The sequence below is a fragment of the Pseudomonas sp. 8O genome, assembly GCF_902506495.1.
Taxonomy (GTDB): domain Bacteria; phylum Pseudomonadota; class Gammaproteobacteria; order Pseudomonadales; family Pseudomonadaceae; genus Aquipseudomonas; species Aquipseudomonas chaetocerotis.
This window is the reverse complement of sequence record NZ_LR733264.1, coordinates 167354-192942: the sequence shown is the minus strand read 5'-3', so window position 1 is coordinate 192942 and position 25589 is coordinate 167354. Positions and strand designations below refer to the sequence as shown.

Here is a 25589-nt window from a genome sequence, read left to right as displayed (position 1 = left end):
GACGTCCGTCATGAATCCCCTTGCCCTGCGCTTACTGCCTCTTTGTCTGTCCCTGCTGCTCGCCGGTTGCGAGGAAGCGCGCCCGCTGCTGCCGGCCAATGCCACGCTGCCGGACGGCGGCCAGTATCGCGGCGAGATAGTCGATGGGTTGTTGCAAGGCCCCGGGCGCCTGGACTACCGCAACGGCAGCTGGTTCGTCGGCCAGTTCAAGGACGGCATGCTCGAAGGCAGCGGCGAATGGCAGGGCCCTGGTGGCGAACACTATCTGGGGGAATTCCACCAAGGCATGTTCCATGGCCAGGGCACCCTGACCTACAGCGATGGCAGTCGCTATCAGGGCGGTTTCGAACGCAACCGTTTCAGTGGCGCAGGCTTGCTCGAACAGGGCGGCCAGCGCTACCAGGGCGAATTTCTCAATGACCGCTTCCATGGCCTGGGCAAACTGGAGACGGCCGACGGCAGCAGCTTCCAGGGCCAGTTCGTCAATGGTCAGCCAGAAGGCCAGGGCGTGCGCAGCGATGCCTATGGCAACCAGTACAGCGGCGTGTTCGCCCAGGGGCTGCTCAGTGGCCAAGGCAGTTACCAGAATGCCGATGGCGACAACTACAGCGGCGGTTTCCAGAATGATGAATTCCACGGCAAGGGCCGCTACCAGAGCGCCAGCGGCGAAACCTGGGCCGGGGATTTCATCGAGGGCGTGATGCAGGGCCCCGGTGAATACACCGACGGCGCAGGCACCCGCTACCTCGGCGAATTCGCCGACTGGCAGTACGAAGGCGAAGGCCTGCTCACCCTGACCGATGGCAGCGCCTACCGCGGGCATTTCTCGGGTGGCGAGTACAGCGGCGAAGGCACCCTGACCCTGGCCGATGGCAGCCGCCAGTCCGGCACCTGGCAACGCGGCCGCCTGGTGCGTGACGAACAGGGCCAGGTGCTGCCTGACAGCCTCGAACTGGGCCTGCTGCAGCAAGGGCACCTGCTCGATGAAGCCATCGCCGCCATTCCAGCCTCGACACCAGCGCGCGAACTCTATGCACTGACTCTGGCCGGCGACGGCAAGCAAAGCGTATTCATGCGCGAAGCCGACTACGTCAGCCGGCTGATGCGCGAGCGCTTCGGCGCCTATGGCAGCATCAGCCTGATCAACCATCGCGACCATCTCGCCGACCGCCCACTGGCCACCCGCGAGAATCTCACCCGCGCGGTTCAGGCCCTGGCCAAGCGCAGCGGCGACGAAGACCTGATTTTCATCTACCTGACCAGTCACGGCTCGCGCCGTCACGAGCTCAATCTCGACCAGCCACGCCTGCAGCTGGCCGACCTGCCCGCCAGCGAGCTGGCCGCTCTGCTCGCTCCGCTCAAGCAGCGCAACAAGGTGGTAGTGATCTCTGCCTGCTATTCCGGCGGTTTCATCCCGCCACTGAAAGACGAGAAGACTCTGGTAATGACCGCCGCACGCGCCGATCGGGTGTCCTTCGGCTGCAGCGAGGAAAACGACTTCACCTACTTCGGGCGTGCCCTGTTCGCCGAGGCGCTGGGCGAGACCGACAACCTCGAGCGTGCCTTCGAGCTGGCCAAGGAACGCGTCGCCGAGCGTGAGCAGAGCGACGGCTTCGAACCTTCCGACCCGCAGATCTGGGCGCCACGCGGCGTACTCCAGCACTGGCGTAACCTGCGCCAGAGCCAGGCCGAGCGAGCGCTCAGTGCCATGGCCAGTGGTCCGGCAAAGGACTAAGCTGAACTGTAACGGACAAGAGACAATTGCATGTACCTGACCCCGCAGCACATCCTTCTCGCTGGTGCCACCGGACTCACCGGTGAACACCTGCTCGACCGCCTCCTCAGCGAGCCGACGGTCGCCCGCGTGCTGGCGCCTACCCGCCGGCCGCTGGCCACGCACCCTCATCTGGAAAACCCGGTGGGCGACCTGCAAGCGCTGCTGCCGCAGTTGTCCGGCCAGGTCGATACCGCGTTTTGCTGCCTGGGCAGCACCATCAAGCAGGCCGGCTCGCAGGAAGCCTTCCGTGCCGTCGACCATGACCTGGTGCTGGCCTTCGCTCGCCGCGCTCGCGAGCTGGGCGCACGGCATCTGGTGGTGATCAGCGCCCTGGGCGCCAACCCCGGATCAAAGGTGTTCTACAACCGCGTCAAGGGCGAGACCGAAGAGGCGCTTAAGGCCATGGACTGGCCGCAACTGACCATCGCCCGCCCGTCGCTGCTGCTCGGTGCGCGGCACGAATTTCGTCTCGGCGAGCGTCTGGCAGCCCCGCTGCTGCGCTGGCTGCCGGGCAAGTACCGGGGCATCGACGCCTGCGCCCTGGCCCGTGCATTGTGGCGCCTGGCACTGGAAGAGGAAGACGGCGTGCGCGTGATAGAGTCTTCCGACCTGCGCCGCCTGGGGCGCTGATGCCGTGGGTGATGCGATGAAACCGACAAGCCTGATCGAGGCCCTGCAAGACGCCGACATGCTGGAGATCGATGGTCTGTATGCCTGGCAGTTCGACCTCGACACCGAATTGCTGGCGCAGATCAGCGCCGGTACGGCGGGCAGCGACAGCTCTGCCAAACCCCTGCTGCAGGTGCACTGCATCGATGGCCGCGAACGTCGCCTGTGGAAGTTTTCCCTGGCTTCGGTGCAGGCCGCGCGGTACAGCGAAGCGGACGACAGCTGGCTCATCGAAGGCAACGAGGCTAGCCACAGCCTCAAGTGCTTCGCTGCCTATCGCGGCGACAACGATGACGACGTCGAGCAAGACGAAGCCTGAACCATGGGCCTCTATGACCGCCATGTGCTGCCGTATCTGATCGATTTCGCCTGCGGCATGGGTGCAGTGATGAAGGCACGCTCGCAGATCGTGCCGCTGGCCAAAGGCCGAGTACTGGAGATCGGCATCGGCAGTGGCCTTAACCTGAGTTTCTACGATCCGCAGCGCGTCGAGGTGATCGTCGGCGTCGACCCGTCCGCCGACATGCAGCGCCTGGCCCGCGACCGCGCCGCGCGCTGCCAGATGCCGGTGGAAATGATCGCCCTGGAGCTGGGCCAGATTCAGGCTGAGGACGCCAGCTTCGACGATATCGTCTGTACCTTCACTCTGTGCACCATCCCCGATGCGGTGGTCGCACTCAGGGAAATGCGCCGGGTACTGAAACCCGGTGGTCGTCTGTTGTTCTGCGAACACGGCCTGGCGCCGGATCTCCCTGTGGTGCGCTGGCAGAAACGCCTGACGCCGTATTGGAAGCCGCTGGCCGGGGGCTGCCACCTGGACCGCGACATACCCGCGCTGATCACCGCCGGTGGTTTCCATATCCGCCAGCTGGATACCGGCTACCTGAAGGGGCCAAGGCCCATGACCCACGTCTATCGCGGCTGGGCCGACTGAGCACCGTCCTGAGCTCGCATACTCGGCACAGGCGGCCATACTGCAGAACAGGTTGCTGGAACTTTGCCCATGGAAGTCGACCCGCGCATGAAGCCGCTCCCTTCACCCCGCCTCGTTCACCTGCTGCTGTGCCTGTGCCTGTGCCTGCTGGGCTGCGCCTGGAGCATCGCCGCTGAGGCACGAACGGTCAGGGTCGGCGTATACGCCAACGAGCCAAAGATCTTTGCCGATGGCAACGCACAGCCATCGGGCATTCTCGGTGAACTGCTGCAGGCCATTGCCAAGGAGGAACGCTGGCAGCTGCAGACAGTGCCCTGTGCCTGGCAGCAATGTCTGCAGATGCTGCAGGACGGCGAGATAGATCTGCTGCCGGACGTCGCCTTCAGCGAAGAACGCGCACAGCTGATGGACTTCCACCAGGTGCCTTCGCTATTCAGTTGGTCACAGCTGTACAGCCACGAAGAGCTGCACCTGCAGAGCGTGCTCGACCTGCGCGGCCTGCGTATCGCCGCCCTGGAGGGGTCGATTCAATACCAGTATCTGCAGAGCCTGCTCGACAGCTTCGGCCTGCAGGCGCAGATAATTCCGCTCAGCGACCTGAGCCAGGGCTTTGCCATGGTGCTTGCCGAACAGGCCGATGCCGTGGTGGCCAATCAGCTGTTCGGTGACTATCACGCCGCCGACTACCGCCTGAGCGCGACACCGATCATGTTCCAGCCCGCACAGCTGTTCTACGCCACGCGCAAGGGTGCCAACGGCGAGCTGCTCAGCGCCATCGACCGGCACCTGCAAAGCTGGCAATCAGCACCCGGCTCTCCCTACTTTCAGGTGCTGCAGCGCTGGAGTGGCGCACCTCAGCAGCGTAGCGTTCCCGTCCTGTTCTGGTGGGGCCTGATGCTGCTCGCCGCGCTGCTGACACTGGCCATTGGCGGCAGCCTGCTGTTGCGCCGCCAGGTCACGGACAAGACCCGACACCTCAAGGCCAGCGAGGAGCGCCTCAATACCATCCTCGACAGCGTCGAGGCGCATATCTATATCAAGGACCCACAACTGCGTTATCAGTACGCCAATCGCAAGGTCTGCGAGCTGTTCGGACGCAGCGCCGAACAGGTCATCGGCCATAGCGATGCCGACTTCTTCGACAGTGACACGGCGCAAACCCTGGGCATCAACGACCGACGCGTACTGGCTGGCGAGCGCATCGAGAGCGAGGAAACCAACCGTGATCGATACGGCCGTAACGAGCGCACCTACTTTTCGGTGAAGCTGCCGCTGCGTGCGGCCGATGGCGGCATCTACGCTCTGTGCGGCATTTCCACCGACATCACCGAGCACAAGAAGAACCTCGAACAGATCCATCAGCTCGCCTATTACGACGCGCTCACCGGCCTGCCCAATCGCCGCCTGCTGCTCGAACACCTGCAGTTTGCCATTGCCCGCTGCGCGCGCAGTCGGCATGAGGGGGCACTGCTGTTCATCGATCTGGACAACTTCAAGCAACTCAATGACACCCTCGGCCACGACATGGGCGACCTGCTGCTGCAACAGGTCAGCGACCGCCTGCTCAATCAGGTACGCCTCGAAGACAGCCTGTCGCGCCTCGGCGGCGATGAATTCGTACTGATTCTGGAGAACCTAGACCCCGAGCCTCAGGCCGCCATCACGGCTATCGAGCATGTCGCCGACAAACTACTGCGCGCGCTGTCTACGCCATTCGAGCTGCCAGGCTACAGCCACAGCGGCAGCGCCAGCATTGGTGTCGCATTGTTCTCGCAACCCCACGACAAACCCGAGGAGCTGCTCAAGCACGCCGATCTGGCCATGTATGAAGCCAAGGCCGCCGGGCGCAATACCCTGTGCTTCTTCGACCCGCGCATGCAGCAGGCGCTGGCCGCCCGCGCCACCCTGGAGCACGAACTGCGCCGCGCACTGAGCGAGGATCAGTTGCTCCTGCACTACCAGCCGCAGGTGGATGAACAGGGTGAGCTGCTCGGCGCCGAAGCGCTGGTGCGCTGGCAACACCCGCAGCGCGGTCTGGTGCCACCCGGCGAATTCATCCCGCTGGCGGAAAGCACCGGACTGATCCTGCCCATGGGCCGCTGGATTCTGCACACGGCCTGCCAGCAACTCGCCACATGGGCCAATGACCCGCAGCGCGCCGCGCTGACCGTGGCGATCAACGTCAGCGCCCGCCAATTCCATCATCCGGACTTCGTCACCGACGTGCTCGCTGCACTGCAGGAGACTGGAGCCAACCCGAACAGGCTGGAACTGGAATTGACCGAAAGTCAGCTGGTCCAGGATATCGAAGCGCTGATCAACAAGATGGTCCAGCTCAGAGCCCATGGCGTGCGCTTCTCGCTGGACGACTTCGGCACCGGCTACTCATCGCTCAGCTACCTGAAGCGTCTGCCTCTCGACCAGTTGAAGATCGACCGCAGCTTTGTTCGCGATCTGCTCGACAATGCCAGCGACACCGCCATCGTGCGAACCATTCTCGCCCTGGGTCAGGCGCTGGAGTTACGCGTCATCGCCGAAGGCGTAGAGAGCCAGGCACAGCGCGATGCCCTGCTACGCCTGGGCTGTCGCTACTTCCAGGGTTATCTGTATGGCGTCCCGCAGCCGGTCGAACAGATCGGTGCCTATGGCCGAGCCACCCTCGACCTGCACCAGGGCTCAGCCTGAAAACTCAGGCGCGCGCCGGCTCACGCAACGCCAGGCTGTCCACCAGACCGGCGGCAATCGCCATGCCCACCAGCTCCGGCAGGCTTTCGGCCTGCATGCGCTTCATCACCCGCGAGCGATAGAGGTCGACGGTTTTCACGCTGATATCGAGTTGCTCGGCCACTTCACGGTTGGTGTAGCCGCGCACCAATGGCAACAGCACGTCACGCTCGCGCGGGGTGAGTTGATCGAGCCGTGCCTGTACTTCGGCCAGACGCGGATCCAGCCGGACCGGAGGCGCACGACGCTCCAGCGCCTGCTGCACACTGTCGAGCAGCAATTGCTCGTTGTAGGGCTTCTCGATGAAATCCACCGCGCCGGCCTTGAACGCGCGCACGACTATGGGTACGTCGGCATGGCCGCTGACGAAGATGATCGGTAGGTCGATGCCGCGCGCACGCATCTCCTCCTGCACGTTCAGGCCGCCCATACCCGGCATGCGCACATCGAGCAGCACGCAAGCATTGGCCAGCGCATCGCAGGCCTCGAGAAAGGCGCGACCGCTAGTGAACGGCACGCCCTTGAGGCCTACCGACTCCAGCAGCCAGAGGGTCGAGTCGAGCATGCCCTGGTCGTCATCGACCACATAAACCAGTTGTTGCATCCCAGTGCAGCTCCTCTTGTTGTTATCCGTGACTCGGCCGCTCGTAGGGCGGATTCAGGAGCGCCAGCGAACACTCCGCCGATTCGCGTCGCGCCACGAATCCTGATCGCCGGCAAGCCGGCTCCTACAGATCAACCTAATCCTCTCTGCCCAGCGGCAAACGACACTCCAGGCACAACCCGCCACCCTCGGCCGGCAATGCCTCCAGCGCCCCACCAAAACCCTCGATGATACTGCGACTCATGGACAGACCCAGCCCCAGGCCGTCCGCCTTGCTGGTGTAGAACGGCGTGAACAGCTTGCCCAGTTGCTCGTCGCTGGCGCCCGGTCCCTGGTCGATCACCCTGATCGTCAGGCTGCCGTTGCCTTCACGAGCCTCCAGGCGTATCTGCGATGCGCTGCCTGGATGCTGGTCGCGATTCGCCTCGATGGCATTGCGTAGCAGGTTCAGCAACACCTGCTCGAGCAATACACGGTCGGCGAATACCAGCGGCAGATTGTCCGGCAAGGCGTCGCTGACCGCCACCTGTGCCGCGCCCGCCTCCCAGGCGCACAAACGCACGGCCTCACGTGCCACCTCGGCCAGGTTCAGCGCCTGCATGCGCCTTTGGCCCTTGCGCAGGAAGGCACGCAGACGCCTGATCACCGTCGCGGCGTGGTTGGCATGCTCGGTGATGCGCGCCAGGCCCTGAGCCACCTTGTCGATACCGGCCGGATCACCGCCGACGCCCTGCAGATAGCGCTGGCTGGCACTGGCGTAGTTGACCACGGCCGCCAGCGGCTGGTTGATCTCATGGGCGATGCCCGACGCCAGCTCGCCCAGGGTGATCAAACGCGTGGTGTGTGCCAGTTCGTCCTCCAGACGCCGCTTGTTCTCTTCGGCATGGATACGCGCGGTGATATCGCGCGAAACGCTGACCACCTCCACCACCGCGCCGGTGTAGGTCTCGCGGATGGCGCGACTGGCGGTCTCGAACCACAGGTAGTGGCCGTCGCGGTGGCGGATGCGGTAGGTCATGGTGTGATAACCGTTCTGCTCCAGCGCCTCGCGCGCCTGCTTGGCCTGCTGCAGTTGATCCTGGGGATGCAGCAGGCTGTCGACCGCCATGCCGCGCAACTCTTCCGGCCAGTAGCCGAGCAACGTCCAGCTTGCAGGCGTGGCATCGAGAAACACGCCGTCCGGCGTATGCCGGGAAATCAGGTCGGTGGTGTTCTCGGTGATCAGCCGATACAGCCTGCGTGCGCGCGCAGCTTCGCGCTGCTCGCGAATTTCCTGGGTCGCTTCGCGGCAGCGTGCCAGCACGCGACGTTCGGCGAGGTCGGGGATGAAGCTCCAGATCAGGATGCGCTCGCCGTCCTGCGCCTCCACCGCCTCGATGGCACGGGCCTGCTCCAGACAGGCACGCACCAGCGGCACATGATTCACCGGCAACAGCGCGCCCACCTGCGCCAACGCGCGCTCGCCTAGCAGCGCCAGCAACGCGTGGTTGAACTCCAGCGGGCGCGCCTGTTCATCGAGCAGCAGCGCCGGCTGCGGATCTGCCGATAGCAGCGGCGCGCTGCGCGCCATACCGCCGGACAGCGCGATCAGTTGCGCCAGCAGCTCACGCAGCCAGGGCAGCCATTGCAGACCGGCGTCTTCGTCCACCTGCAGCAGCAACAGACCGGCACCACCCTCCTCCAGACTCAGCGCCAGCGCCTGGCCGTGATGAATCGCGGCGCGGCGCAGTCGCCCGGCCAGCCAGCAGGGCAGTTGACGCACTGCTTCCAGGCTCAGGCAGGGCTGTGTCGTCAGCGCCTCGAACAACTCCTGATCGCTGGCGGCCAGAGGATCGCCCTGCCCCGGCGGCAGGCGCGGGCCACCGTCGTCCTGGGCATAGGTACGGCTGGCCGGCTGCCAGGTCAGGTACCAGGCCTGGCGCACCTGTGGGCAACCCAGCACGGCGCGGCGCAAAGCCGCCGCCCGCTCGTTGAGGGATGGCGCTTCGCGCTGGATACGCAGCCAGGCCTGCAGCGGCACGGCCGCCTGATCACTCGAAAGACTCATATAGTAATTATTCTATAAAACCTTGGTACAACTTCCATAAAAAAAAGAAATGACCTATAAATTACCGCCAGAAAGCTTCGGTAATGCCTGCATCATTACCGGAATAACCAGAGCTAACAATCAGCCAAAGGTGTATCCGCCATGTCGATCTACGAGCAGGGCCTCGGCCGCGCCGCCGTCAACCATGTCGCCCTCAGCCCCCTGAGCTTCATCGAACGCACTGCGGCGATATACCCACACTACCCGGCAGTGGTGCATGGTTCGATTCGTCGCGACTGGGCCGAAACCTACGCGCGCTGCCGGCGCCTGGCCTCGGCGCTGGCCGGCCGTGGCATCGGCAAGGGCGATACGGTGGCGGTGATGTTGCCGAACATCCCAGCCATGCTCGAAGCGCACTTCGGTGTGCCGATGATCGGCGCAGTGCTCAACACCCTCAACGTACGTCTGGATGCAGAGGCCATCTCCTTCATGCTGCAGCATGGCGAGGCCAAGGTGGTGATCGCCGACCGCGAGTTCCATGACGTGATCCACGCCGCCATCGGCATGCTCTACCACCCGCCGCTGGTAATCGATGTCGACGACCCCGAGTACGGCGAAGGCCAGGCCGTCAGCGATCTGGACTACGAGGCCTTCCTCGCCGAAGGCGACCCCGAGTTCGCCTGGCAGTGGCCGGCGGACGAGTGGCAGGCCATCAGCCTCAACTACACCTCCGGCACTACCGGTAACCCGAAAGGCGTGGTCTATCACCACCGTGGCGCCTTCCTCAACGCCATGGGCAACCAGATGACCTGGGCCATGGGCAACCACCCGGTCTACCTGTGGACCCTGCCGATGTTCCACTGCAACGGCTGGTGCTACCCCTGGACCATCACCGCCCTGGCCGGCGTGCATGTGTTCCTGCGCCGCGTCGACCCAGCGAAGATCCTCACCCTGATCCGCGACGAGCAGGTCACCCACCTGTGCGGCGCGCCCATCGTGCTCAATGCCCTGGTCAACATGCCGCCCGAAGCCAAGGCCGCCATCGATCATCCGGTCAAGGCCATGGTGGCTGGCGCCGCACCACCGGCCAAGGTGATCGGTGCGGTGGAAGAGATGGGCATCACCGTGACCCACGTCTATGGTCTCACCGAAGTCTACGGCCCGGTCACCCTGTGCGCCTGGCATGCCGAGTGGGATGAACTGCCGCTGGAGGAACGCGCCACCATCAAGGCGCGCCAGGGCGTGCGCTACCCGACTCTTGAAGGGGTGATGGTCGCCGACCCGAAAACCCTGGAACCGGTGCCGCGCGATGGCCAGACCATCGGCGAGATCTTCATGCGCGGCAACACCGTGATGAAGGGTTACCTGAAGAACCCCAGCGCCACCGCCGAGGCCTTCGAGGGCGGCTGGTTCCACACCGGCGACCTGGGCGTGTGCCATGCCGACGGCTACGTGGAAATCCGCGACCGCCTCAAGGACATCATCATCTCCGGCGGCGAGAACATCTCCACCATCGAAATCGAGGGCGTGCTCTATCGCCACCCCGCCGTGCTGGAGGCGGCCGTGGTGGCGCGCCCGGACGAGAAATGGGGCGAGACGCCCTGCGCCTTCATCACCCTGAAGACCGGTCAGCAAGCCAGCGACAGCGAGATCATGACCTTCTGCCGCGACCACCTGGCCGGCTTCAAGGTGCCCAGGACCGTGGTCTTCACCCAGTTGCCCAAGACCAGCACCGGCAAGATCCAGAAGTTCGTCCTGCGCGATATGGCCAAGGCGCTGTAGAAGCGGCCCTCACCCCCGGCCCCTCTCCCGGTGGGAGAGGGGTGAATGAACCGTTTGCACAACAACAAGAACCGGCCCTGGCGGCCGACGGAGAACCCTCATGCAAATTTTCAAGCGCCGTGACGGCGACGAACAACCGCACTGGCCCCTCGGGCCGTTCAAGGTGCGCCTGCCCTTCGTGCATTACCGCTGGGAAACGGCGGAGATGCTGCAGGCGCTGATCATGTTCGTGGTCAGCCTGGCGATGATCCCGCTGCTGGAGAAATACCTCGGCCTGCCCTATGACGTGGCCCTGGCCTATGTGGTGGTGTGTGGCATCGGCTTCATGCTGCCGGCGCTGCTCGGCGTGCCCTTCGTACCCGGCTGGATCACCCCTGGCATCCCCGTGGTGCTGCTGTTTCTCGGCGACTTCGAGCCGGGCCCGCAGGCCATCCAGGCGCTGTTCGCCCTGCAGTTCCTGGTGTTCGTGATCTTCCTCGTGCTCGGCGTCACGCGTCTGGGCAGCGCCCTGGTGCGGCTGATCCCCAACTCGATGAAGGGCGGCATCATCATCGGCGCCGGCATCGCCGCACTGATGGGCGAGATCAGCGCCGGTGGCCGCCTGGCCAACACGCCGATCTCCCTGGTGCTGGGCAGCCTGATCTGCCTGTACCTGATGTTCTCGGTGTCGTTCAAGGGCCTGACCGAGCGAGTGCCGATGGCGCGCAAGATCGTCAACTACGGCATGGTGCCAGGCATGCTGATCGCCATTTTCATCGGCATCGGCGTGGGCGAGTACAAGATGCCGGACGTGAAATGGGGCATCACCGCGCCGGCCTTCGCCGAGATGTGGAACTACCTGCCGTTCAGCGTCGGTTTCCCCGGCCTGGACGTGTTCCTGCTGGCCGTGCCCACGGCGGTGATCGCCTATGTGATTGCCTTCGGCGACATCATCGTTGGTCAGTCGCTGATGCAACGCGCCGATGAACTGCGCACCGACGAGGTGATCGAAAACAACGTCGACCGCGTGCATCTGGTGACCGCCATCCGCAACGCCCTGCATGCCTTCTTCGCACCCTACCCGGGCCTGGCCGGTCCGCTGTGGACGGCGGTGGCGGCAACCATGGCCGAACGCTACAAATACGGACGCAAGGCGATGGATTCGATCTACAGCGGCGCTGGCACGTTCTGGATCACCGGCTTCGCCGCGCTGTTCATGCTGCCGCTGGTCAGTTTCTTCCAACCGGTGCTGCCGATCGCCCTGTCGCTGACGCTGATTCTCACCGGCTACATCTGCCTGATGGTCGGCTTCGAGCAACTCAACAACAACACCGAGCGCGGCATCGCCGGCACCATGGGTGTGGTGCTCGCCGTCTACGGCGCGGGCTGGGGCCTGGCTGCGGGTGCAGCGCTGTACATCCTGGTAGAACGTACCCATCTGCTTAAATTCACCAGCGTCAAGGATAAGCCGCACGAACCGGCCGAAGCCGACTGACAGACCATTGAAAAACTACCTGCGTTGCCATTGCTGCGTTAAAAACAGGCTCGTGCGCGAGTCCGATCAAAATGCTCATTTACAGCTCGTAAAGTCGAGCGCGACTCCGACCGTTTTTCGCCTGTTTTTGTGGGGCCGCCATCGGTATTGCACTGGCTGCCTCGCCTACGTTTTTCAACGGCCTGCTAACGTTTTTTCGTTCCACACGCGCCGCGCTTGTCGCGGCGCCACTGCTGTCGAGGTTGCACCATGCCCGAGTTCAACGCCCCGCTGCGCGATATGCGCTTCGTCCTCCATGAAGTCTTCCAGGCGCCGAGCCTGTGGGCACGTCTGCCGGCCCTGGCGGAAACCGTCGATGCCGACACCGCCGACGCCATCCTCGAAGAAGCCGCCAAGGTCACCGGCAGCCTGATCGCCCCGCTCAACCGCAGCGGCGACGAGGAAGGCGCGCAGTGGGTCGATGGCGACGTGCGCACCCCAGCCGGTTTCCGCGAGGCCTACGCCACCTACACCGAAGGCGGCTGGGTCGGCCTGTCCGGCAACCCGCAGTACGGCGGCATGGGCATGCCCAAGATGCTCGCCGTTGCCTTCGAGGAAATGCTCTACGCCGCTGGCTCGAGTTTCGCGCTGTATTCGGCGCTGAGTTCCGGCGCCTGCCTGGCCATCGACGCCCACGCCAGTGAAGACCTCAAAACCACCTACCTGCCGCCGATGTACGAAGGCCGCTGGGCCGGTTCCATGTGCCTGACCGAGGCCCATGCCGGCACCGACCTGGGCATCATCCGCACCCGCGCCGAGCCGCAGGCCGACGGCAGTTACCGCATCACCGGTAGCAAGATCTTCATCACCGGCGGTGAGCAGGATCTGACCGAGAACATCATCCACCTGGTGCTGGCCAAGTTACCGGACGCACCGGCTGGGCCGAAGGGCATCTCGCTGTTCCTGGTGCCCAAGGTGATGGTGGGTACCGACGGCAGTCTGGGCGAGCGCAATGCCGTGAGCTGCGGCTCCATCGAGCACAAGATGGGCATCAAGGCATCGGCCACCTGCGTGATGAACTTCGACGGGGCCACCGGCTACCTGATTGGTGAGGTCAACAAGGGCCTGGCGGCGATGTTCACCATGATGAACTACGAACGCCTGTCCATTGGCATCCAGGGCATCGGCTGCGCCGAGGCGTCCTACCAGTCGGCCGTCAGCTACGCCCGCGAACGCATCCAGAGCCGCGCCGCCACCGGCCCTGTCAATCACGACAAGATCGCCGACCCGATCATCGTTCACGCTGATGTGCGTCGCATGCTGCTGACCATGAAGGCACTGAACGAAGGTGGTCGTGCTTTCGCCTGCTACGTCGGCCAGCAACTCGACCTGGCCAAGTACGCCGAGGACGCCAACGAGCGGCAGAACGCCGAAGCCCTGGTCGCCCTGCTGACGCCGGTGGCCAAGGCCTTTTTCACCGACACTGGTCTGGAAAGCTGCGTGCACGGCCAGCAGGTGTTCGGCGGCCACGGCTACATCCGCGAGTGGGGCCAGGAGCAACTGGTGCGTGACGTGCGCATCGCGCAGATCTACGAAGGCACCAACGGCATTCAGGCGCTCGACCTGCTCGGGCGCAAGGTGGTGGCCAACGGCGGCGCCGCGCTGCGCCTGTTCGCCGGCGAAGTGCGCGACTTCGCCCATGCTCACGAATCGCCTCACGGCGAGCGCCTGGTGGAAGCGCTGGAACGTCTTGAAGCGGTCAGCGGCTGGCTGCTGGAGCAGGCCAAGAGCGATCCCAATTCGGTCGGTGCCGCCTCGGTGGAGTACCTGCACCTGTTCGGCTACGTCGCCTACGCCTACATGTGGGCGCGCATGGCGGCCGTGGCGCAAAGCAAACTGGGTGAAGACGAAGCCTTCTACGGCGGCAAGCTCGCTACCGCCGAGTTCTTCTTTGCCCGCCTGCTGCCGCGCACCCTGAGCCTGGAGGCGAGCATTCGTGGTGGTAGCCAGTCGTTGTATGGCCTGGCTGCCGAGCAATTTTGAACGTAGGGCGGGTTTCACCCGCCCTACAGGGTTGAGCGTGTTGCGCGGCGCTTCGGCGCCGCGCTTTTTTATTCAAGTCTCGGCTGGGACATGCCCAACCGACGAGGAACCTTTATGCGTGAAGTCGTGATAGTCGCCGCCTGCCGTACTGCCATAGGCAGCTTCCAGGGCGAGTTGAGCCGCATTCCAGCCCCGCAGCTGGGCGCGGCAGTGATCCGTGAACTCCTCGCCCGCACAGGCATTGCAGGCGAGCAGATCGACGAGGTGATTCTAGGCCAGGTGCTTACCGCAGGCTCAGGGCAGAATCCGGCCCGGCAGAGCGTGCTGCTCGCCGGCCTGCCACATACGGTGCCGGCCATGACCCTGAACAAGGTCTGCGGCTCCGGCCTCAAGGCGGTGATCCTCGGTGCCCAGGCCATTCGTGGTGGCGATGCCGAGATCATCATCGCCGGCGGCCAGGAGAACATGAGCCTGGCGCCCTACGTCATGCCCGGCGCCCGCAGCGGCCTGCGCATGGGTCATGCCGGGCTGATCGACACGATGATCCAGGACGGTCTGTGGGACGCCTTCAATAACTACCACATGGGCATCACCGCCGAGAACCTGGCCGAGCAGTACGGCGTCACGCGCGCCGAACAGGATGCCTTCGCCCTGCGCTCGCAGCAGCGCGCCCAGGCAGCCATCGAGTCCGGCCGTTTTGCCAGCGAGATCGTCCCCGTGGAAATTCCCCAACGCGGCGCCGAACCGCTGCGTTTTGCCCAGGACGAACAGCCGCGCGCCGGCACCAGCCTGGACAGCCTCGGCAAGCTGCGCCCGGCCTTCAAGAACGACGGCACGGTGACCGCCGGCAACGCCTCGACCCTCAACGACGGCGCCGCTGCCGTACTGCTGATGAGCGCCGAGAAGGCCGATGAATTGCAACTGCCGGTGCTGGCGCGCATTGCCGCCCACGCCAGCGCCGGGGTCGACCCGGCGGTGATGGGCATTGGCCCGGTATTCGCCAGTTGCAAGGCACTGGAGCGGGCAGGCTGGAGCCTGGAACAGCTCGACCTGATCGAGGCCAACGAAGCCTTCGCCGCCCAGGCCATCGCCGTCGGCCGCGAGCTGCATTGGGACAGCGCCAAGGTCAACGTCAACGGCGGTGCCATCGCCCTCGGCCACCCCATCGGCGCCTCCGGCTGCCGCATCCTGGTTAGCCTGATCCACGAGATGCAGCGCCGCGATGCCCGCCGTGGCCTGGCTACCCTGTGCATCGGCGGCGGCCAGGGCGTGGCGCTGGCCATCGAACGCTAGCCTGGAACAAACGAGCCGGTGGATGTAGAAAGCGTGATCCACCCTGGGTGGATCACGCTTCACCGATCCACCACGCAATCCCAGACAAGAACAAGAGAACACCCATGCGAACCCTGACCACCCTCACCGGCAACAGCCAGAAACTCGACGGCGGCGCCATGTTCGGCAACGCGCCCAAGGCTCTCTGGCAACGCTGGATGCCGGCCGACGAACTGAACCGCATCGACCTCGGCTGCCGTGCCCTGCTGGTGCAGGAGAACGAGCGCAACATTCTTATCGAGACCGGCATCGGCGCCTTCTTCAGCCCGGAGCTCAAGCAGCGCTTCGGCGTACAGGAAGACCGTCACGTACTGCTCGACAGCCTTGCCGCCGTCGGCCTGAGCGATGCCGATATCGATATCGTCGTGCTCACCCACCTGCATTTCGACCATGCCGGTGGCCTGCTCGCTGCCTGGCAAGAGGGTCAGCCCGCACGCCTGCTGTTCCCCAACGCGCGCTTCATCACAGGCCGACGTCAGTGGCAGCGTGCCTGTAACCCACACGCCCGGGATAAGGCCTCCTATATTCCGGAACTGCTCGATCTCCTGGAAAACAGCGGCCGCCTGCAACTGATCGACGAAACCGAGCACTGTGAATTGCTCGGCCCCGACTGGCGCCTGCACTGGAGCGACGGCCACACGCCAGGCCAACTGCTGCCGGAAATAGCCATGCCGGACGGACCGGTGGTGTTTCCTGGCGACCTGATTCCCGGCGCGCCCTGGGTCCATCTGCCGATCACCATGGGCTACGACCGCTTCCCCGAAGGCCTGATCGAGGAAAAGCAAGCGCTGCTCAGTGACCTGTTTTCGCGTGATGGCCGGCTGGTGTTCACCCATGACCCCGAAGTGGCCATGGGCAAGGTGACGCAAGACGAAAAAGGTCGCTACAGGCTCGTTGAGGCGGTAAAAACAGCACATCTGCTGGCAAACTGACGCCATCGGGCCTTGACGTGCCGGTCATGCAGCGCGAGCATGGCCGCTTGTTTTTTCGCCGTGGTCACGACCACACCAGCACCCCAGGAAGGGGGCTGCGCTTGGCCAGCGAGAGACTGGCCGTCGTGCCATGCCCACCTCGACAGCCCTGGGGGACCGTTTCATGAGCCTGGCCTCTGTACGCGCCTTCTTCGCCGCCAAGGCGCCCGATATCGCGATCATCGAACTGCAGTCCAGCACCGCCACCGTGGCGCTGGCTGCCGAGGCGCATGGTGTATCGCCGGGACAAATCGCCAAGACCCTGGCCTTTCGCATCGCCGAACGGGACGTGCTGATCGTCGCCCGCGGTGACGCGCGCATCGACAACCGCAAGATGAAGGAATGCTTCAGTGCCAAGGCGCGCATGCTCGATGCGCAGACCGTGGTCGAACTGACCAGCCACCCGGTCGGCGGCGTCTGCCCGTTCGGCCTGGCCACACCGCTCAGCATCTACTGCGACCGCTCGCTGCTGGCCTTTAGCGAAGTGCTGCCAGCCGCCGGCGCCACCCACAGCGCCGTGCGTATCGCCCCGCAGCGCATGGCCGAGCTGGTGGACGCCGAGTGGATCGACGTGTGCCAGGAAGTGGAAACCGAACCCTGCTGAACGGCGTCACGTCCATGTAGGGTGCGCCAAGCGCACCGGGCTTTCCCGGATGACATCCCAGCCTACAACCTTAGGGCGCACCACTGCAGCCGAGATTCGGTGCGCACAGCGCACCCTACGAAGTCACGGCACCATCGCGGATTGCATCAGGGCTACAACCCGCCGCTGACACCGAGGCTGACACCCAGGGCAGTAGCCAGCGAAAACGGCAGCAACAGGGTATCGAGCAACGCGCTGGCCGGCAGATCCAGCCCCGCATAACGAGGCGCCTCGGCACCGAAACGATCCAGCGGGCAGCAGCCGCCATTGATCGCATACCAATCCAGTCGCGTGCCGGCATAGACCACCGGCGCACCAGGCTTGGCCGCATCCAGCGTGCGCACGGTGGCACAGCCGCTCAGGCTCAGCAGCGCCACGGCGCATAAGAGCAGGCGCACACTGCTAGTCATCCGTCACCAAATGATGCTCGCCCCAGCGCGGCAACATGTCCTGAGGGATATTCAGGCAATTGAGGATGCGCGCAACGACGAAATCCACCAGATCATCCAGCGTCTGCGGCTGGTGATAGAACCCAGGCGAAGCCGGCAGAATGGTCACGCCCAGATTCGACAGCTTGAGCATGTTTTCCAGATGGATACTCGAATACGGCGCCTCGCGCGGCACCAGAATCAACTGGCGGCGCTCCTTCAATGCCACGTCGGCGGCGCGTTCGATCAGGTTGTTGCAGGCACCGGTAGCGATGGCCGACAAGGTGCCGGTGCTGCAGGGCACCACCACCATGGCCGTCGGCGCACCGGAGCCGGAGGCGGCCGGGGCCATCCAGTCTTCCTTGCCGTAAACACGAATCTGCCCCGGCGCCGCGCCGGTGTATTCGGTGAGGAACTGCGCCATGGACTGCGGCTTGGCCGGCAACGCCACGTCGGTCTCGGTGGCCATCACCAGTTGCGCGGCCTTGGAGATCAGGAAGTGCACCTCGCGATCCTCCTGCACCAGGCAATCGAGCAGGCGCAGACCATATTGCGCGCCGGAGGCGCCGGTCATGGCCAGGGTAACTCTATCGGGACCGCTCATACATTCACTCTCAAGACTGCTACGCGTGCTTATGCCGCGTAGGGCGGGTGCGAACCGCCGGGACTTGAACCATGGCGGGTTTCACCCGCCCTACTGCCAGCGTCAGGCCAGGGCCTTGGCCAGCTTGCCATGCAAACCACCGAAGCCGCCGTTGCTCATGATCACCACCTGGGTGCCGGGGCGCGCCAGGGCCTTCACGCCGTCGATGATCGACTCCAGCGAATCGCACACCTGGGTCGCATTGATCGCTCCGGCAACGGTCGCGCCCAGGTCCCAGCCGAGATTCGGCGGGGCGTACCAGAACACCGCATCGGCCTGCTCGGCCGACTCGGCCAGGCCATCGCGATGAGCGCCAAGCTTCATCGAATTGGAGCGCGGCTCGATCACCGCGATCACCTGAGTGTCGTCACCAACGCGCTTGCGCAGCCCGTCCAGGGTGGTGGCAATGGCGGTCGGGTGATGGGCGAAGTCATCGAAGACGGTCACGCCATTCACCTCGGCGACCTTCTCCATGCGCCGCTTGGCGTTGATGAACTGACCCAGCGCCTCGATGCCCAGCGCCGGCACCACGCCGACATGGCGCGCTGCAGCGAGCACGGCCAGGGCGTTGGCGACGTTGTGCTGACCGGTCAGGTCCCACTGCACGGTACCCTCGACCTTACCGTCGAAGCTCACCTCGAAGCGCGAGCCATCCGCGCTGAGCAGGCGTGCCTGCCATTGCCCGCCTTCGCCGGTGGTCTGCACAGGTGTCCAGCAGCCCATTTCGATGACTCGCGCCAGTGCGGCTTCGCTGGCAGGGTGGATGACCAGGCCTTCGCCGGGAATGATGCGCACCAGATGGTGGAACTGTCGCTCGATGGCCGCCAGGTCCGGGAAGATATCGGCGTGGTCGAATTCCAGATTGTTGAGAATGGCCGTACGCGGACGGTAATGGACGAACTTGCTGCGCTTGTCGAAGAAGGCGCTGTCGTACTCGTCAGCCTCGACCACGAAGAACGGCGTGTCGCCCAGCCGCGCGGAAATGCCGAAGTTCTGCGGCACGCCGCCAATCAGAAAGCCCGGACTCATGCCGGCGTGCTCCAACACCCAGGCGAGCATGCTGGAACTGCTGGTCTTGCCGTGGGTACCGGCGACCGCCATCACCCAGCGCCCCTGCAGCACGTGATCGGCCAGCCACTGCGGGCCGGAAACGTAGGGCAGGCCCTTGTTCAGCACATATTCCACCGCCGGGTTGCCACGGCTCATGGCGTTACCCACCACCACCAGATCGGGCGCCGGCTGCAAATGCGCCGGGTCGTAGCCCTGCATCAGCTCGATGCCCTGGGCTTCCAACTGAGTGCTCATGGGCGGGTAGACGTTGGCATCGGAGCCCGTGACGCGATGGCCAAGCTCTTTGGCCAGAACGGCCAGCGACCCCATGAAGGTGCCGCAGATGCCGAGAATATGAATGTGCATTGATGACCTCTGAACGCGCCCTGATCATAGGGCTTAAAGCGATGGCGGCAGGTTAGCACAGCACCCGCCAGGCGGCTGCTGCGCCCTGTTCAGACAGAGATGCGCAAACCAAGTTGCCCGGCAGGCGAAAATCAAACGCTTGCTTTGATTGCACATTCAACTGGCTTTGAGGCAGCATCGACTGGCTTGCTGGCACAACAGCTGCATCGTCCATCCAGTTTCAATCACAGAAGCCGAGGCCCGCCATGCGCATCGTCCAAGCCACCCTGGAGCACCTGGACCTGCTGACCCCGCTGTTCGTCAAATACCGCGAGTTCTACAACGAACTGCCCTACCCCGAGTCGTCGCGCAAGTTCCTCGAGAAGCGCCTGCGCCGCAAGGAGTCGGTGATCTACCTGGCCCTGGCCGACGATGAAGACAAGCTGCTCGGCTTTTGCCAGCTCTACCCCAGCTATTCCTCGCTGTCGCTCAAGCGCGTGTGGATTCTCAACGACATCTATGTCGCCGAGGATGCCCGCCGCCAACTGGTTGCCGACCGCCTGCTGCACACTGCCAAGCAGATGGCCAGGGAAACCAACGCCGTGCGCATGCGCGTGGCTACCAGCCGCGACAACGAGGTGGCGCAGAAGGTTTACGAGTCCATCGGCTTCGTCGAGGACGAGCAGTTCAAGAACTACGTGCTGCCGATCAACTCCGATTGATCGAATGCAAGCGCAGCGGCTGTCCGTCAGCCGCTGAGACTGAGCAGCAGCCCGAACAGCAATGGCAACGTGACCAGACCTAAAACAGCCAGGCGTGCCGGCTGCAAGGGCACCCGCCGCAGCGCTTGACTGCGACGCGCCTGCAGCGGCTGCTGCAATGCCAGCTGAAACTCCGACAGTGCATCGAAACGTGCCTGTGGCTGCGGCGCCAGGGCACGGGCGAGCACACCATCCCAGCCTTGCGGTACATGCACGCTAAAGGTCGCCAACGGCACGTAGCAGTGACCGGGCCCGACGTCGCTGCGCGCCGCCTCCGGCCATTGCCCGGACATCAGCCAGTAGACCAGCGACGCAAGGGCGAACTGGTCAGCACGACCATCCAGCGCACGGCCGCTGCGCAACTCCGGCGCCAGTGGCACAGCCTGTTCAGGCACAGGTTGACGCGCAACGCCGGGCAGGATGACAGCCGCTCCAGGCAGAAACAGCACGCGCCCGTCATCACCGAGCAGAATCTGCCTGGGACTCAGCCAAAGCCCCTGCATGCCGCGGCGCTGCAGCGAACGCACGGCGGCGATCAGTTGCGTCACTATCCCCATCAGCGTCTGTGTATCCGGCGCACCATGGGCGGCCACCCAATCGAACAGATTGCGCATGCCGCGGGGCGGTTTGGCCAGTACCAGATACGCGTGACTGCGCGCCTGATGCGACGACAGCACCTGCGGTAACGCCTGCTGTGCACTGCGCCGCAACGCCCACTCGCGCTGCCAGAAGGCTTCGCCTGCGTCTTCCTCGGCGAACCAGAGCACGGCTTCCCGCCCGGACTCATCACACCCGACATACAACCGCCCGGGCGGCCCGTAAGGACATTGGCGCAACAGTGTCCAGCCATCGAGCTGCTGGCCACAGGTGATCTGCGTCAACGCCGGGCGCGCCGGCGCGGACGGCGCCGGCGTCAGGCACTGGGTTTCGCCCACGCGCAGAAGAACTGCGGCGCCGGGGGCCTGCAACAGCGGCTGCAGCCGCTCGCCAAGCGCGCCCTCCGCCTGGATACAGAGCCCTTGCAGATCACTCACATCGAGCAGCGGTTGCGGCGCCAGCAGCAAATACTCGCCGTAGCCTGGCACCAGGCTGTGCTGAACCAGCGCCAGCTCGGCCTGGGCGCCGAGCGCCTGTCCCTCGCGCCCCGCGAGGATTTGCAGGGCGCCTTTGTGCGCACGCGCCAGGCCGACGCTGCCCGCCTGCAGAAACTGCAACTCATCGCCTTGCATCAAAAGCACACCGGCATGCAAGTCGGCGACGCCCTGCCCGGCCTGCTGCTGGCGAAACAGCTGGAGATTCAGGGCTGCCAGCACCTGTCGCACGGCCTGGGTTTCACTCCAGCCCTCAGGCGTACAGCGAAAATCGGCGAACAGGGCATCCAAATGATGTTCAAGGCGCTGCACCACATCGGGGCAATGGCGCGCCCAAAGCAGCACGACCAGCAACAAGGGTGGACGTTGTTGGCGACCGGCCAGCCACATCGCCCGAGCGCGCGCGGCCTGCTGCGGCAAGTCCAGCCCAGTGCCGAACGCCAGCGTGATTCCAGGGTGTTCCAGCAATTGCAGCGCCATGCTCAGTCCTCCTGCATCAGCGAAGCTGCCAGTGGCATTGCAGCCTTTGTGCCGACTTGTAGCCAGGCCTTGGCGCCCTTATGGTGGCGTGGTCATCCCAACGAGCCCGCATGCATGTGGTCCTTCAAGGCCTGGCGCCGTCGGCGCACCCTCGAAAACAACCCTGTCGACCCCGCCCACTGGGCCGAAGTACGCAGGCGCCTGCCAATTCTCGACGGCCTCGACGAACGCGAAGAGCACCATCTGCGCGAGCGCGCCGTACTGTTTCTGCATGACAAGCACCTGACCGCCATGCCCAGCCTGGAACTCGGGCCAGTCGAGCAACTGCTGCTGGCAGCTCAGGCACAGTTGCCACTGCTACACCTGGGTGATCTGGACTGGTACCAGGGTTTTCACGAAATCGTCCTTTACCCGGACGACTTCCTCAGCCCACAGCGCCACCGCGACGCCAGTGGCATCGAACATGAATGGGATGACGCCCGCAGTGGCGAAGCCTGGCAGCAAGGCCCGGTGATCCTCGCCTGGCCCGGCGTCGAGGCCAGCGGCGGTTGGGAAGGCTACAACCTGGTGATCCACGAATTGGCACACAAGCTGGACATGCTCGAAGGCGGCGCCAATGGCCTGCCGCCGCTGCACCGCGACATGCGCGTGCAGGACTGGGCCAATGCCATGCAGAGTGCCTATGACGCACTGAACGCCGAGCTGGACGCCAACCCCGACACCGAAACCGCCATCGACCCGTACGCAGCCGAAGACCCGGCGGAATTCTTCGCGGTGACCAGCGAATATTTCTTCAGCGCACCGGATCTGCTGGCTGACGCCTTCCCCGAGGTCTACCGGCAACTGGCATTGTTCTACCGCCAGGACAGCCTGGCGCGATTGCAGCGTCTGCAGGCGGAACACCCCGACTACAGGGCGGTCGAAAACGCGACCAATGGCTGAGTAGGCCACCGTAGTAACGCCTGGCGAATACGCCTATAATGCGCCCCACTTTTTTGGCCCTCCCTGGGAGTTTCCCCCATGAGCTACAGCAAGATCCCGGCTGGTAAAGACCTGCCGAACGACATCTACGTTGCCATCGAAATCCCGGCCAACCACGCGCCGATCAAATACGAAATCGACCACGACACCGACTGCCTGATGGTCGATCGTTTCATGGCCACCCCGATGTTCTACCCGGCCAACTACGGTTTCATCCCGCACACCCTGGCTGACGACGGCGACCCCCTCGACGTGCTGGTCGTGACCCCTTATCCGGTTGCTCCGGGTTCGGTGATCCGCGCCCGTCCGGTCGGCGTACTGCACATGAGCGACGAAGCGGGCGGCGACGCCAAGCTGGTTGCCGTTCCGCACGACAAGCTGAGCGTTCTGTACAAGGACGTTCAGGAATACACCGACCTGCCCGCGCTGTTGATCGAGCAGATCAAGCACTTCTTCGAGAACTACAAGGATCTGGAGAAGGGCAAGTGGGTCAAGGTAGAAGGCTGGGGCGGCGCTGAAGAAGCCCGCGGCCTGATCAACAAGGCAGTCGCGGCTTACCAAAAATAAGCCCTGACCACCTCCGAAAAGCCGGCCACAAGCCGGCTTTTTTATTGCCTTTCGCCAGGCAACCGGTACACATTCGTTACACCCAGGCAAAACGGCGACACGCCGGTGTGCTGTAATCGATTAGCAAAACTGACCTGCCAGGCCCAATGGACATGATGAACCTGACCGTACGTAATCGAATCATTGTCAGCTTCCTGCTGATCATCGCCATTCTGGTTCTGCTGGCTGGCGCCTCTTATTTTCGCCTGGTGCAGATCGAGAAAGAGGCCAATGGCATTCGCAACGGCTCTATCCCGGGCCTCTATCATCCGAGCAAGGCGCAGGAGCTCTGGTCCCGTCACATGCTCGACACCCGCCGCCTGCTGCTACGTGCCGTCGATGAAGACGTTACCATCGTGCTCGACACCTACCGCGACCAGTTCGCCACGTTGGAGCAGGCGCTCGATGAGGAATTCGGTCGTTACCAGAGCGCCACGGCGGACGAGCAGGAGCTTGCTCTGGCAGAGCAATTCCGTCAGGTGCAGCGTCAGTATCTGAACCGCCACGGGCAACTGCTCGACAGCTTGCCAAGCATCGAACTCAAGCAGGCTCGTCAGTTCAGTGCCGAACGCGTGTTTCCCGAGTGGGACAAAGGCGAAAGCCTGCTGAGCGAGCTGATCGAGATGAATCGCAGCCAGGCCGAGGCCGCCGCGCACGAAATTCGTGGTGCGGTGCGCATCATGGAAGCAGGCTTGCTGATTGCCATCCTCCTGGCCATCCTCGTCTCCGCCGTGTGCGGCTGGCTGCTGATGAACGCCATCACCAAACCGGTGAACCGCATCGTCGCCACCCTCAAATCCCTGGAAAGCGGCGACCTGTCAGTGAAGCTCGACCTGCACCGGCGCGACGAATTCAACGCCATCGAGCTGGGTTTCAACAGCATGGTCGGCGAGCTCAAGAACCTGGTCGGCAACACACAGCGTTCGGCTGTGCAGATGACCACCTCGGTCACCGAGATTGCTGCCACCTCGCGCCAGCAGCAGGCCACGGCCACCGAAACAGCCGCCACTACTACAGAGATCGGCGCAACTTCACGGGAGATCGCCGCCACTTCGCGCGATCTGGTCCGCACCATGGGCGAGGTATCGGATAACGCCGAGCAGACCTCGATTCTCGCCGGCACCGGCCAGCTGGGCCTGGCCCGCATGGAAGAGATCATGCATCAGGTAATGGGCGCTGCCGACGTAGTCAACGGCAAGCTGTCGATCCTCAACGAGAAGGCCGGCAACATCACCCAGGTGGTCACCACCATCGTCAAGGTGGCAGACCAGACCAACCTGCTTTCACTCAACGCCGCCATCGAGGCGGAAAAAGCCGGCGAATATGGCAAGGGCTTCGCCGTGGTCGCCGTGGAAGTGCGTCGTCTGGCCGACCAGACCGCCGTCGCCACCTATGACATCGAACAAATGGTGCGCGAGATCCAGTCCGCCGTATCGGCTGGGGTGATGGGCATGGACAAGTTCTCCGAAGAAGTGCGCCGCGGCATCGGCGAGATGGCACAGATGGGCGACCAGCTCAGCCAGATCATCCAGCAGGTACAGGCCCTGGCGCCACGCATCCAGATGGTCAACGAAGGCATGCAGGCACAGTCCACCGGCGCCGAACAGATCAACCAGGCCTTGGTGCAGCTCGGCGAAGCCAGCAGCCAGACCGTCGATTCGCTGCGCCAGGCCGGCGCCGCCATCGATGAACTCAACCAGGTGGCCAACAACCTGCGCGTTGGCGTCAGCCGCTTCAAGGTCTGAACATGCCGGCTTCCAGCAAAGCATCAGCCGGGGAACTGCACCTGCAGTTTCAGCTCGGTGACGATCGCTACGCCCTGCCCGCCAGCCAGGTGGTCGAAGTGCTGCCGCTGCGCCGCCTGAAAAAGGTACCCGAAGCACCGCAGTGGGTTGCCGGGCTGTTCGAGCATCGCGGCCGGGTGACCCCGGTGATCGATCTCAGCCGCCGCGTGCTGGGTCGCCCCGCCCTGCCGCGCAGCAGTACGCGGCTGGTGCTGGTGCGCTTCGACATGCAGCTGGGTGAGCAATCTCCGGTGCTCGGTCTGATCCTGGAGCAGGCCACCGACACCCTGCGGCTGCCCAGCGAGGCGTTCAAGGCCAGCGGCCTGGAAGCGGGTCAGGCCGATTACCTGGGGCCACTGCAACGCGACGCCCGGGGCATGATCCAGCGTATCGAGGTCGCCGGGCTGCTCGACGACGAGGTACGCGCCTTGCTGTTCCAACCGACGCAGCAGGGCTGACGGC

General features: G+C 64.3%; 23 protein-coding genes. 16 read left to right on the top strand and 7 right to left on the bottom strand.

From position 1 onward, the window contains the following. Positions 1-10: 10 nt before the first annotated feature. The 5 genes from GV002_RS03690 to GV002_RS03670 all read left to right on the top strand — a co-directional run bounded on the left by GV002_RS03690 (position 11) and on the right by GV002_RS03670 (position 6065). Positions 11-1735, top strand: coding sequence for a C13 family peptidase (locus GV002_RS03690; protein WP_160017101.1), 1725 nt, complete (start codon positions 11-13; stop codon positions 1733-1735). 30 nt (positions 1736-1765) lie between these two features. Next, the gene (locus GV002_RS03685) at positions 1766-2407 is read left to right on the top strand and encodes an oxidoreductase (protein WP_160017100.1); all 642 of its coding nucleotides are present in this window, start codon (positions 1766-1768) and stop codon (positions 2405-2407) included. 16 nt (positions 2408-2423) lie between these two features. Next, positions 2424-2765 (top strand): DUF5629 family protein, encoded by a 342-nt coding sequence (locus GV002_RS03680; protein ID WP_160017099.1) that lies wholly within the window; start codon positions 2424-2426, stop codon positions 2763-2765. Between the two features lie 3 nt (positions 2766-2768). Further along, entirely contained in the window at positions 2769-3380 is a 612-nt protein-coding gene (locus GV002_RS03675; RefSeq protein ID WP_160017098.1) for a class I SAM-dependent methyltransferase, read from the top strand. 69 nt (positions 3381-3449) lie between these two features. Continuing rightward, positions 3450-6065, top strand: a complete 2616-nt coding sequence (locus GV002_RS03670; RefSeq protein ID WP_218580335.1) for an EAL domain-containing protein — start codon at positions 3450-3452, stop codon at positions 6063-6065. 4 nt (positions 6066-6069) lie between these two features. Here the strand turns inward: GV002_RS03670 and GV002_RS03665 are convergent, their stop codons facing one another. After that, positions 6070-6708 (bottom strand): response regulator transcription factor, encoded by a 639-nt coding sequence (locus GV002_RS03665; protein WP_160017097.1) that lies wholly within the window; start codon positions 6706-6708, stop codon positions 6070-6072. Between the two features lie 136 nt (positions 6709-6844). Beyond that, entirely contained in the window at positions 6845-8755 is a 1911-nt protein-coding gene (locus GV002_RS03660; protein WP_218580334.1) for a sensor histidine kinase, read from the bottom strand. Between the two features lie 141 nt (positions 8756-8896). On the opposite strand from GV002_RS03660, the gene GV002_RS03655 reads away from it, so the two are divergent. From GV002_RS03655 to GV002_RS03630, 6 genes are all read left to right on the top strand, one after another. After that, positions 8897-10516, top strand: coding sequence for an acyl-CoA synthetase (locus GV002_RS03655; RefSeq protein ID WP_160017096.1), 1620 nt, complete (start codon positions 8897-8899; stop codon positions 10514-10516). Positions 10517-10616: 100 nt separating this feature from the next. Beyond that, positions 10617-11990, top strand: a complete 1374-nt coding sequence (locus GV002_RS03650; protein WP_160017095.1) for a solute carrier family 23 protein — start codon at positions 10617-10619, stop codon at positions 11988-11990. A gap of 249 nt (positions 11991-12239) precedes the next feature. Then, the gene (locus GV002_RS03645) at positions 12240-14012 is read left to right on the top strand and encodes an acyl-CoA dehydrogenase C-terminal domain-containing protein (RefSeq protein WP_160017094.1); all 1773 of its coding nucleotides are present in this window, start codon (positions 12240-12242) and stop codon (positions 14010-14012) included. Positions 14013-14126: 114 nt separating this feature from the next. Further along, positions 14127-15305, top strand: a complete 1179-nt coding sequence (locus tag GV002_RS03640; protein WP_160017093.1) for an acetyl-CoA C-acetyltransferase — start codon at positions 14127-14129, stop codon at positions 15303-15305. Positions 15306-15409: 104 nt separating this feature from the next. Next, the gene (locus GV002_RS03635; RefSeq protein WP_160017092.1) at positions 15410-16276 is read left to right on the top strand and encodes an MBL fold metallo-hydrolase; all 867 of its coding nucleotides are present in this window, start codon (positions 15410-15412) and stop codon (positions 16274-16276) included. 163 nt (positions 16277-16439) lie between these two features. After that, entirely contained in the window at positions 16440-16919 is a 480-nt protein-coding gene (locus tag GV002_RS03630) for a YbaK/EbsC family protein (RefSeq protein ID WP_160017091.1), read from the top strand. Between the two features lie 152 nt (positions 16920-17071). Here the strand turns inward: GV002_RS03630 and GV002_RS03625 are convergent, their stop codons facing one another. From GV002_RS03625 to GV002_RS03610, 4 genes are all read right to left on the bottom strand, one after another. Continuing rightward, positions 17072-17368, bottom strand: coding sequence for a YceK/YidQ family lipoprotein (locus GV002_RS03625; RefSeq protein ID WP_003463065.1), 297 nt, complete (start codon positions 17366-17368; stop codon positions 17072-17074). Continuing rightward, entirely contained in the window at positions 17361-17990 is a 630-nt protein-coding gene (gene ubiX, locus GV002_RS03620) for a flavin prenyltransferase UbiX (RefSeq protein WP_160017090.1), read from the bottom strand. The genes GV002_RS03625 and ubiX overlap by 8 nt, the downstream gene beginning before the upstream one ends. Positions 17991-18092: 102 nt before the next feature. Next, positions 18093-19445 carry a UDP-N-acetylmuramate:L-alanyl-gamma-D-glutamyl-meso-diaminopimelate ligase gene (gene mpl / locus GV002_RS03615; RefSeq protein ID WP_160017089.1) on the bottom strand — a complete coding sequence of 451 codons (1353 nt, stop codon included), beginning with the start codon at positions 19443-19445 and terminating at the stop codon, positions 18093-18095. A 52-nt stretch (positions 19446-19497) separates the two neighbouring features. Next, the gene (locus GV002_RS03610; protein WP_160017088.1) at positions 19498-19659 is read right to left on the bottom strand and encodes a hypothetical protein; all 162 of its coding nucleotides are present in this window, start codon (positions 19657-19659) and stop codon (positions 19498-19500) included. Between the two features lie 31 nt (positions 19660-19690). On the opposite strand from GV002_RS03610, the gene GV002_RS03605 reads away from it, so the two are divergent. After that, positions 19691-20146, top strand: coding sequence for a GNAT family N-acetyltransferase (locus GV002_RS03605; RefSeq protein ID WP_160017087.1), 456 nt, complete (start codon positions 19691-19693; stop codon positions 20144-20146). A 26-nt stretch (positions 20147-20172) separates the two neighbouring features. On the opposite strand, the gene GV002_RS03600 is transcribed toward GV002_RS03605, so the two are convergent. Continuing rightward, positions 20173-21756: a protein kinase gene (locus tag GV002_RS03600; protein WP_160017086.1), complete on the bottom strand. Its 1584-nt coding sequence runs from the start codon at positions 21754-21756 to the stop codon at positions 20173-20175. Positions 21757-21870: 114 nt separating this feature from the next. On the opposite strand from GV002_RS03600, the gene GV002_RS03595 reads away from it, so the two are divergent. The 4 genes from GV002_RS03595 to GV002_RS03580 all read left to right on the top strand — a co-directional run bounded on the left by GV002_RS03595 (position 21871) and on the right by GV002_RS03580 (position 25585). Continuing rightward, positions 21871-22698, top strand: a complete 828-nt coding sequence (locus tag GV002_RS03595) for a zinc-dependent peptidase (protein ID WP_160017085.1) — start codon at positions 21871-21873, stop codon at positions 22696-22698. Positions 22699-22776: 78 nt separating this feature from the next. Then, a complete protein-coding gene (gene ppa, locus GV002_RS03590; protein WP_074679082.1) occupies positions 22777-23304 on the top strand; it encodes an inorganic diphosphatase in 528 nt (175 codons plus the stop codon). A 152-nt stretch (positions 23305-23456) separates the two neighbouring features. After that, positions 23457-25088, top strand: coding sequence for a methyl-accepting chemotaxis protein (locus tag GV002_RS03585; protein ID WP_178094593.1), 1632 nt, complete (start codon positions 23457-23459; stop codon positions 25086-25088). A 2-nt stretch (positions 25089-25090) separates the two neighbouring features. Further along, positions 25091-25585 carry a chemotaxis protein CheW gene (locus tag GV002_RS03580; RefSeq protein WP_160017083.1) on the top strand — a complete coding sequence of 165 codons (495 nt, stop codon included), beginning with the start codon at positions 25091-25093 and terminating at the stop codon, positions 25583-25585. The last annotated feature ends 4 nt before the right edge of the window (positions 25586-25589 follow it).

Excerpts from the sequence above, each read along its gene's own strand:
- GV002_RS03665 (WP_160017097.1), bottom strand. The coding sequence starts at position 6,708 with ATGCAACAACTGGTTTATGTGGTCGATGACGACCAGGGCATGCTCGAC.
- GV002_RS03645 (WP_160017094.1), top strand. The coding sequence starts at position 12,240 with ATGCCCGAGTTCAACGCCCCGCTGCGCGATATGCGCTTCGTCCTCCAT.
- GV002_RS03655 (WP_160017096.1), top strand. The coding sequence starts at position 8,897 with ATGTCGATCTACGAGCAGGGCCTCGGCCGCGCCGCCGTCAACCATGTC.
- GV002_RS03660 (WP_218580334.1), bottom strand. The coding sequence starts at position 8,755 with ATGAGTCTTTCGAGTGATCAGGCGGCCGTGCCGCTGCAGGCCTGGCTG.
- mpl (WP_160017089.1), bottom strand. The coding sequence starts at position 19,445 with ATGCACATTCATATTCTCGGCATCTGCGGCACCTTCATGGGGTCGCTG.
- ubiX (WP_160017090.1), bottom strand. The coding sequence starts at position 17,990 with ATGAGCGGTCCCGATAGAGTTACCCTGGCCATGACCGGCGCCTCCGGC.
- GV002_RS03595 (WP_160017085.1), top strand. The coding sequence starts at position 21,871 with ATGTGGTCCTTCAAGGCCTGGCGCCGTCGGCGCACCCTCGAAAACAAC.
- GV002_RS03685 (WP_160017100.1), top strand. The coding sequence starts at position 1,766 with ATGTACCTGACCCCGCAGCACATCCTTCTCGCTGGTGCCACCGGACTC.
- GV002_RS03585 (WP_178094593.1), top strand. The coding sequence starts at position 23,457 with ATGATGAACCTGACCGTACGTAATCGAATCATTGTCAGCTTCCTGCTG.
- GV002_RS03610 (WP_160017088.1), bottom strand. The coding sequence starts at position 19,659 with ATGGACGATGCAGCTGTTGTGCCAGCAAGCCAGTCGATGCTGCCTCAA.
- GV002_RS03625 (WP_003463065.1), bottom strand. The coding sequence starts at position 17,368 with ATGACTAGCAGTGTGCGCCTGCTCTTATGCGCCGTGGCGCTGCTGAGC.
- GV002_RS03600 (WP_160017086.1), bottom strand. The coding sequence starts at position 21,756 with ATGGCGCTGCAATTGCTGGAACACCCTGGAATCACGCTGGCGTTCGGC.
- GV002_RS03640 (WP_160017093.1), top strand. The coding sequence starts at position 14,127 with ATGCGTGAAGTCGTGATAGTCGCCGCCTGCCGTACTGCCATAGGCAGC.
- GV002_RS03675 (WP_160017098.1), top strand. The coding sequence starts at position 2,769 with ATGGGCCTCTATGACCGCCATGTGCTGCCGTATCTGATCGATTTCGCC.
- GV002_RS03605 (WP_160017087.1), top strand. The coding sequence starts at position 19,691 with ATGCGCATCGTCCAAGCCACCCTGGAGCACCTGGACCTGCTGACCCCG.
- GV002_RS03680 (WP_160017099.1), top strand. The coding sequence starts at position 2,424 with ATGAAACCGACAAGCCTGATCGAGGCCCTGCAAGACGCCGACATGCTG.
- GV002_RS03635 (WP_160017092.1), top strand. The coding sequence starts at position 15,410 with ATGCGAACCCTGACCACCCTCACCGGCAACAGCCAGAAACTCGACGGC.
- GV002_RS03670 (WP_218580335.1), top strand. The coding sequence starts at position 3,450 with ATGGAAGTCGACCCGCGCATGAAGCCGCTCCCTTCACCCCGCCTCGTT.
- GV002_RS03580 (WP_160017083.1), top strand. The coding sequence starts at position 25,091 with ATGCCGGCTTCCAGCAAAGCATCAGCCGGGGAACTGCACCTGCAGTTT.
- ppa (WP_074679082.1), top strand. The coding sequence starts at position 22,777 with ATGAGCTACAGCAAGATCCCGGCTGGTAAAGACCTGCCGAACGACATC.
- GV002_RS03630 (WP_160017091.1), top strand. The coding sequence starts at position 16,440 with ATGAGCCTGGCCTCTGTACGCGCCTTCTTCGCCGCCAAGGCGCCCGAT.
- GV002_RS03650 (WP_160017095.1), top strand. The coding sequence starts at position 10,617 with ATGCAAATTTTCAAGCGCCGTGACGGCGACGAACAACCGCACTGGCCC.
- GV002_RS03690 (WP_160017101.1), top strand. The coding sequence starts at position 11 with ATGAATCCCCTTGCCCTGCGCTTACTGCCTCTTTGTCTGTCCCTGCTG.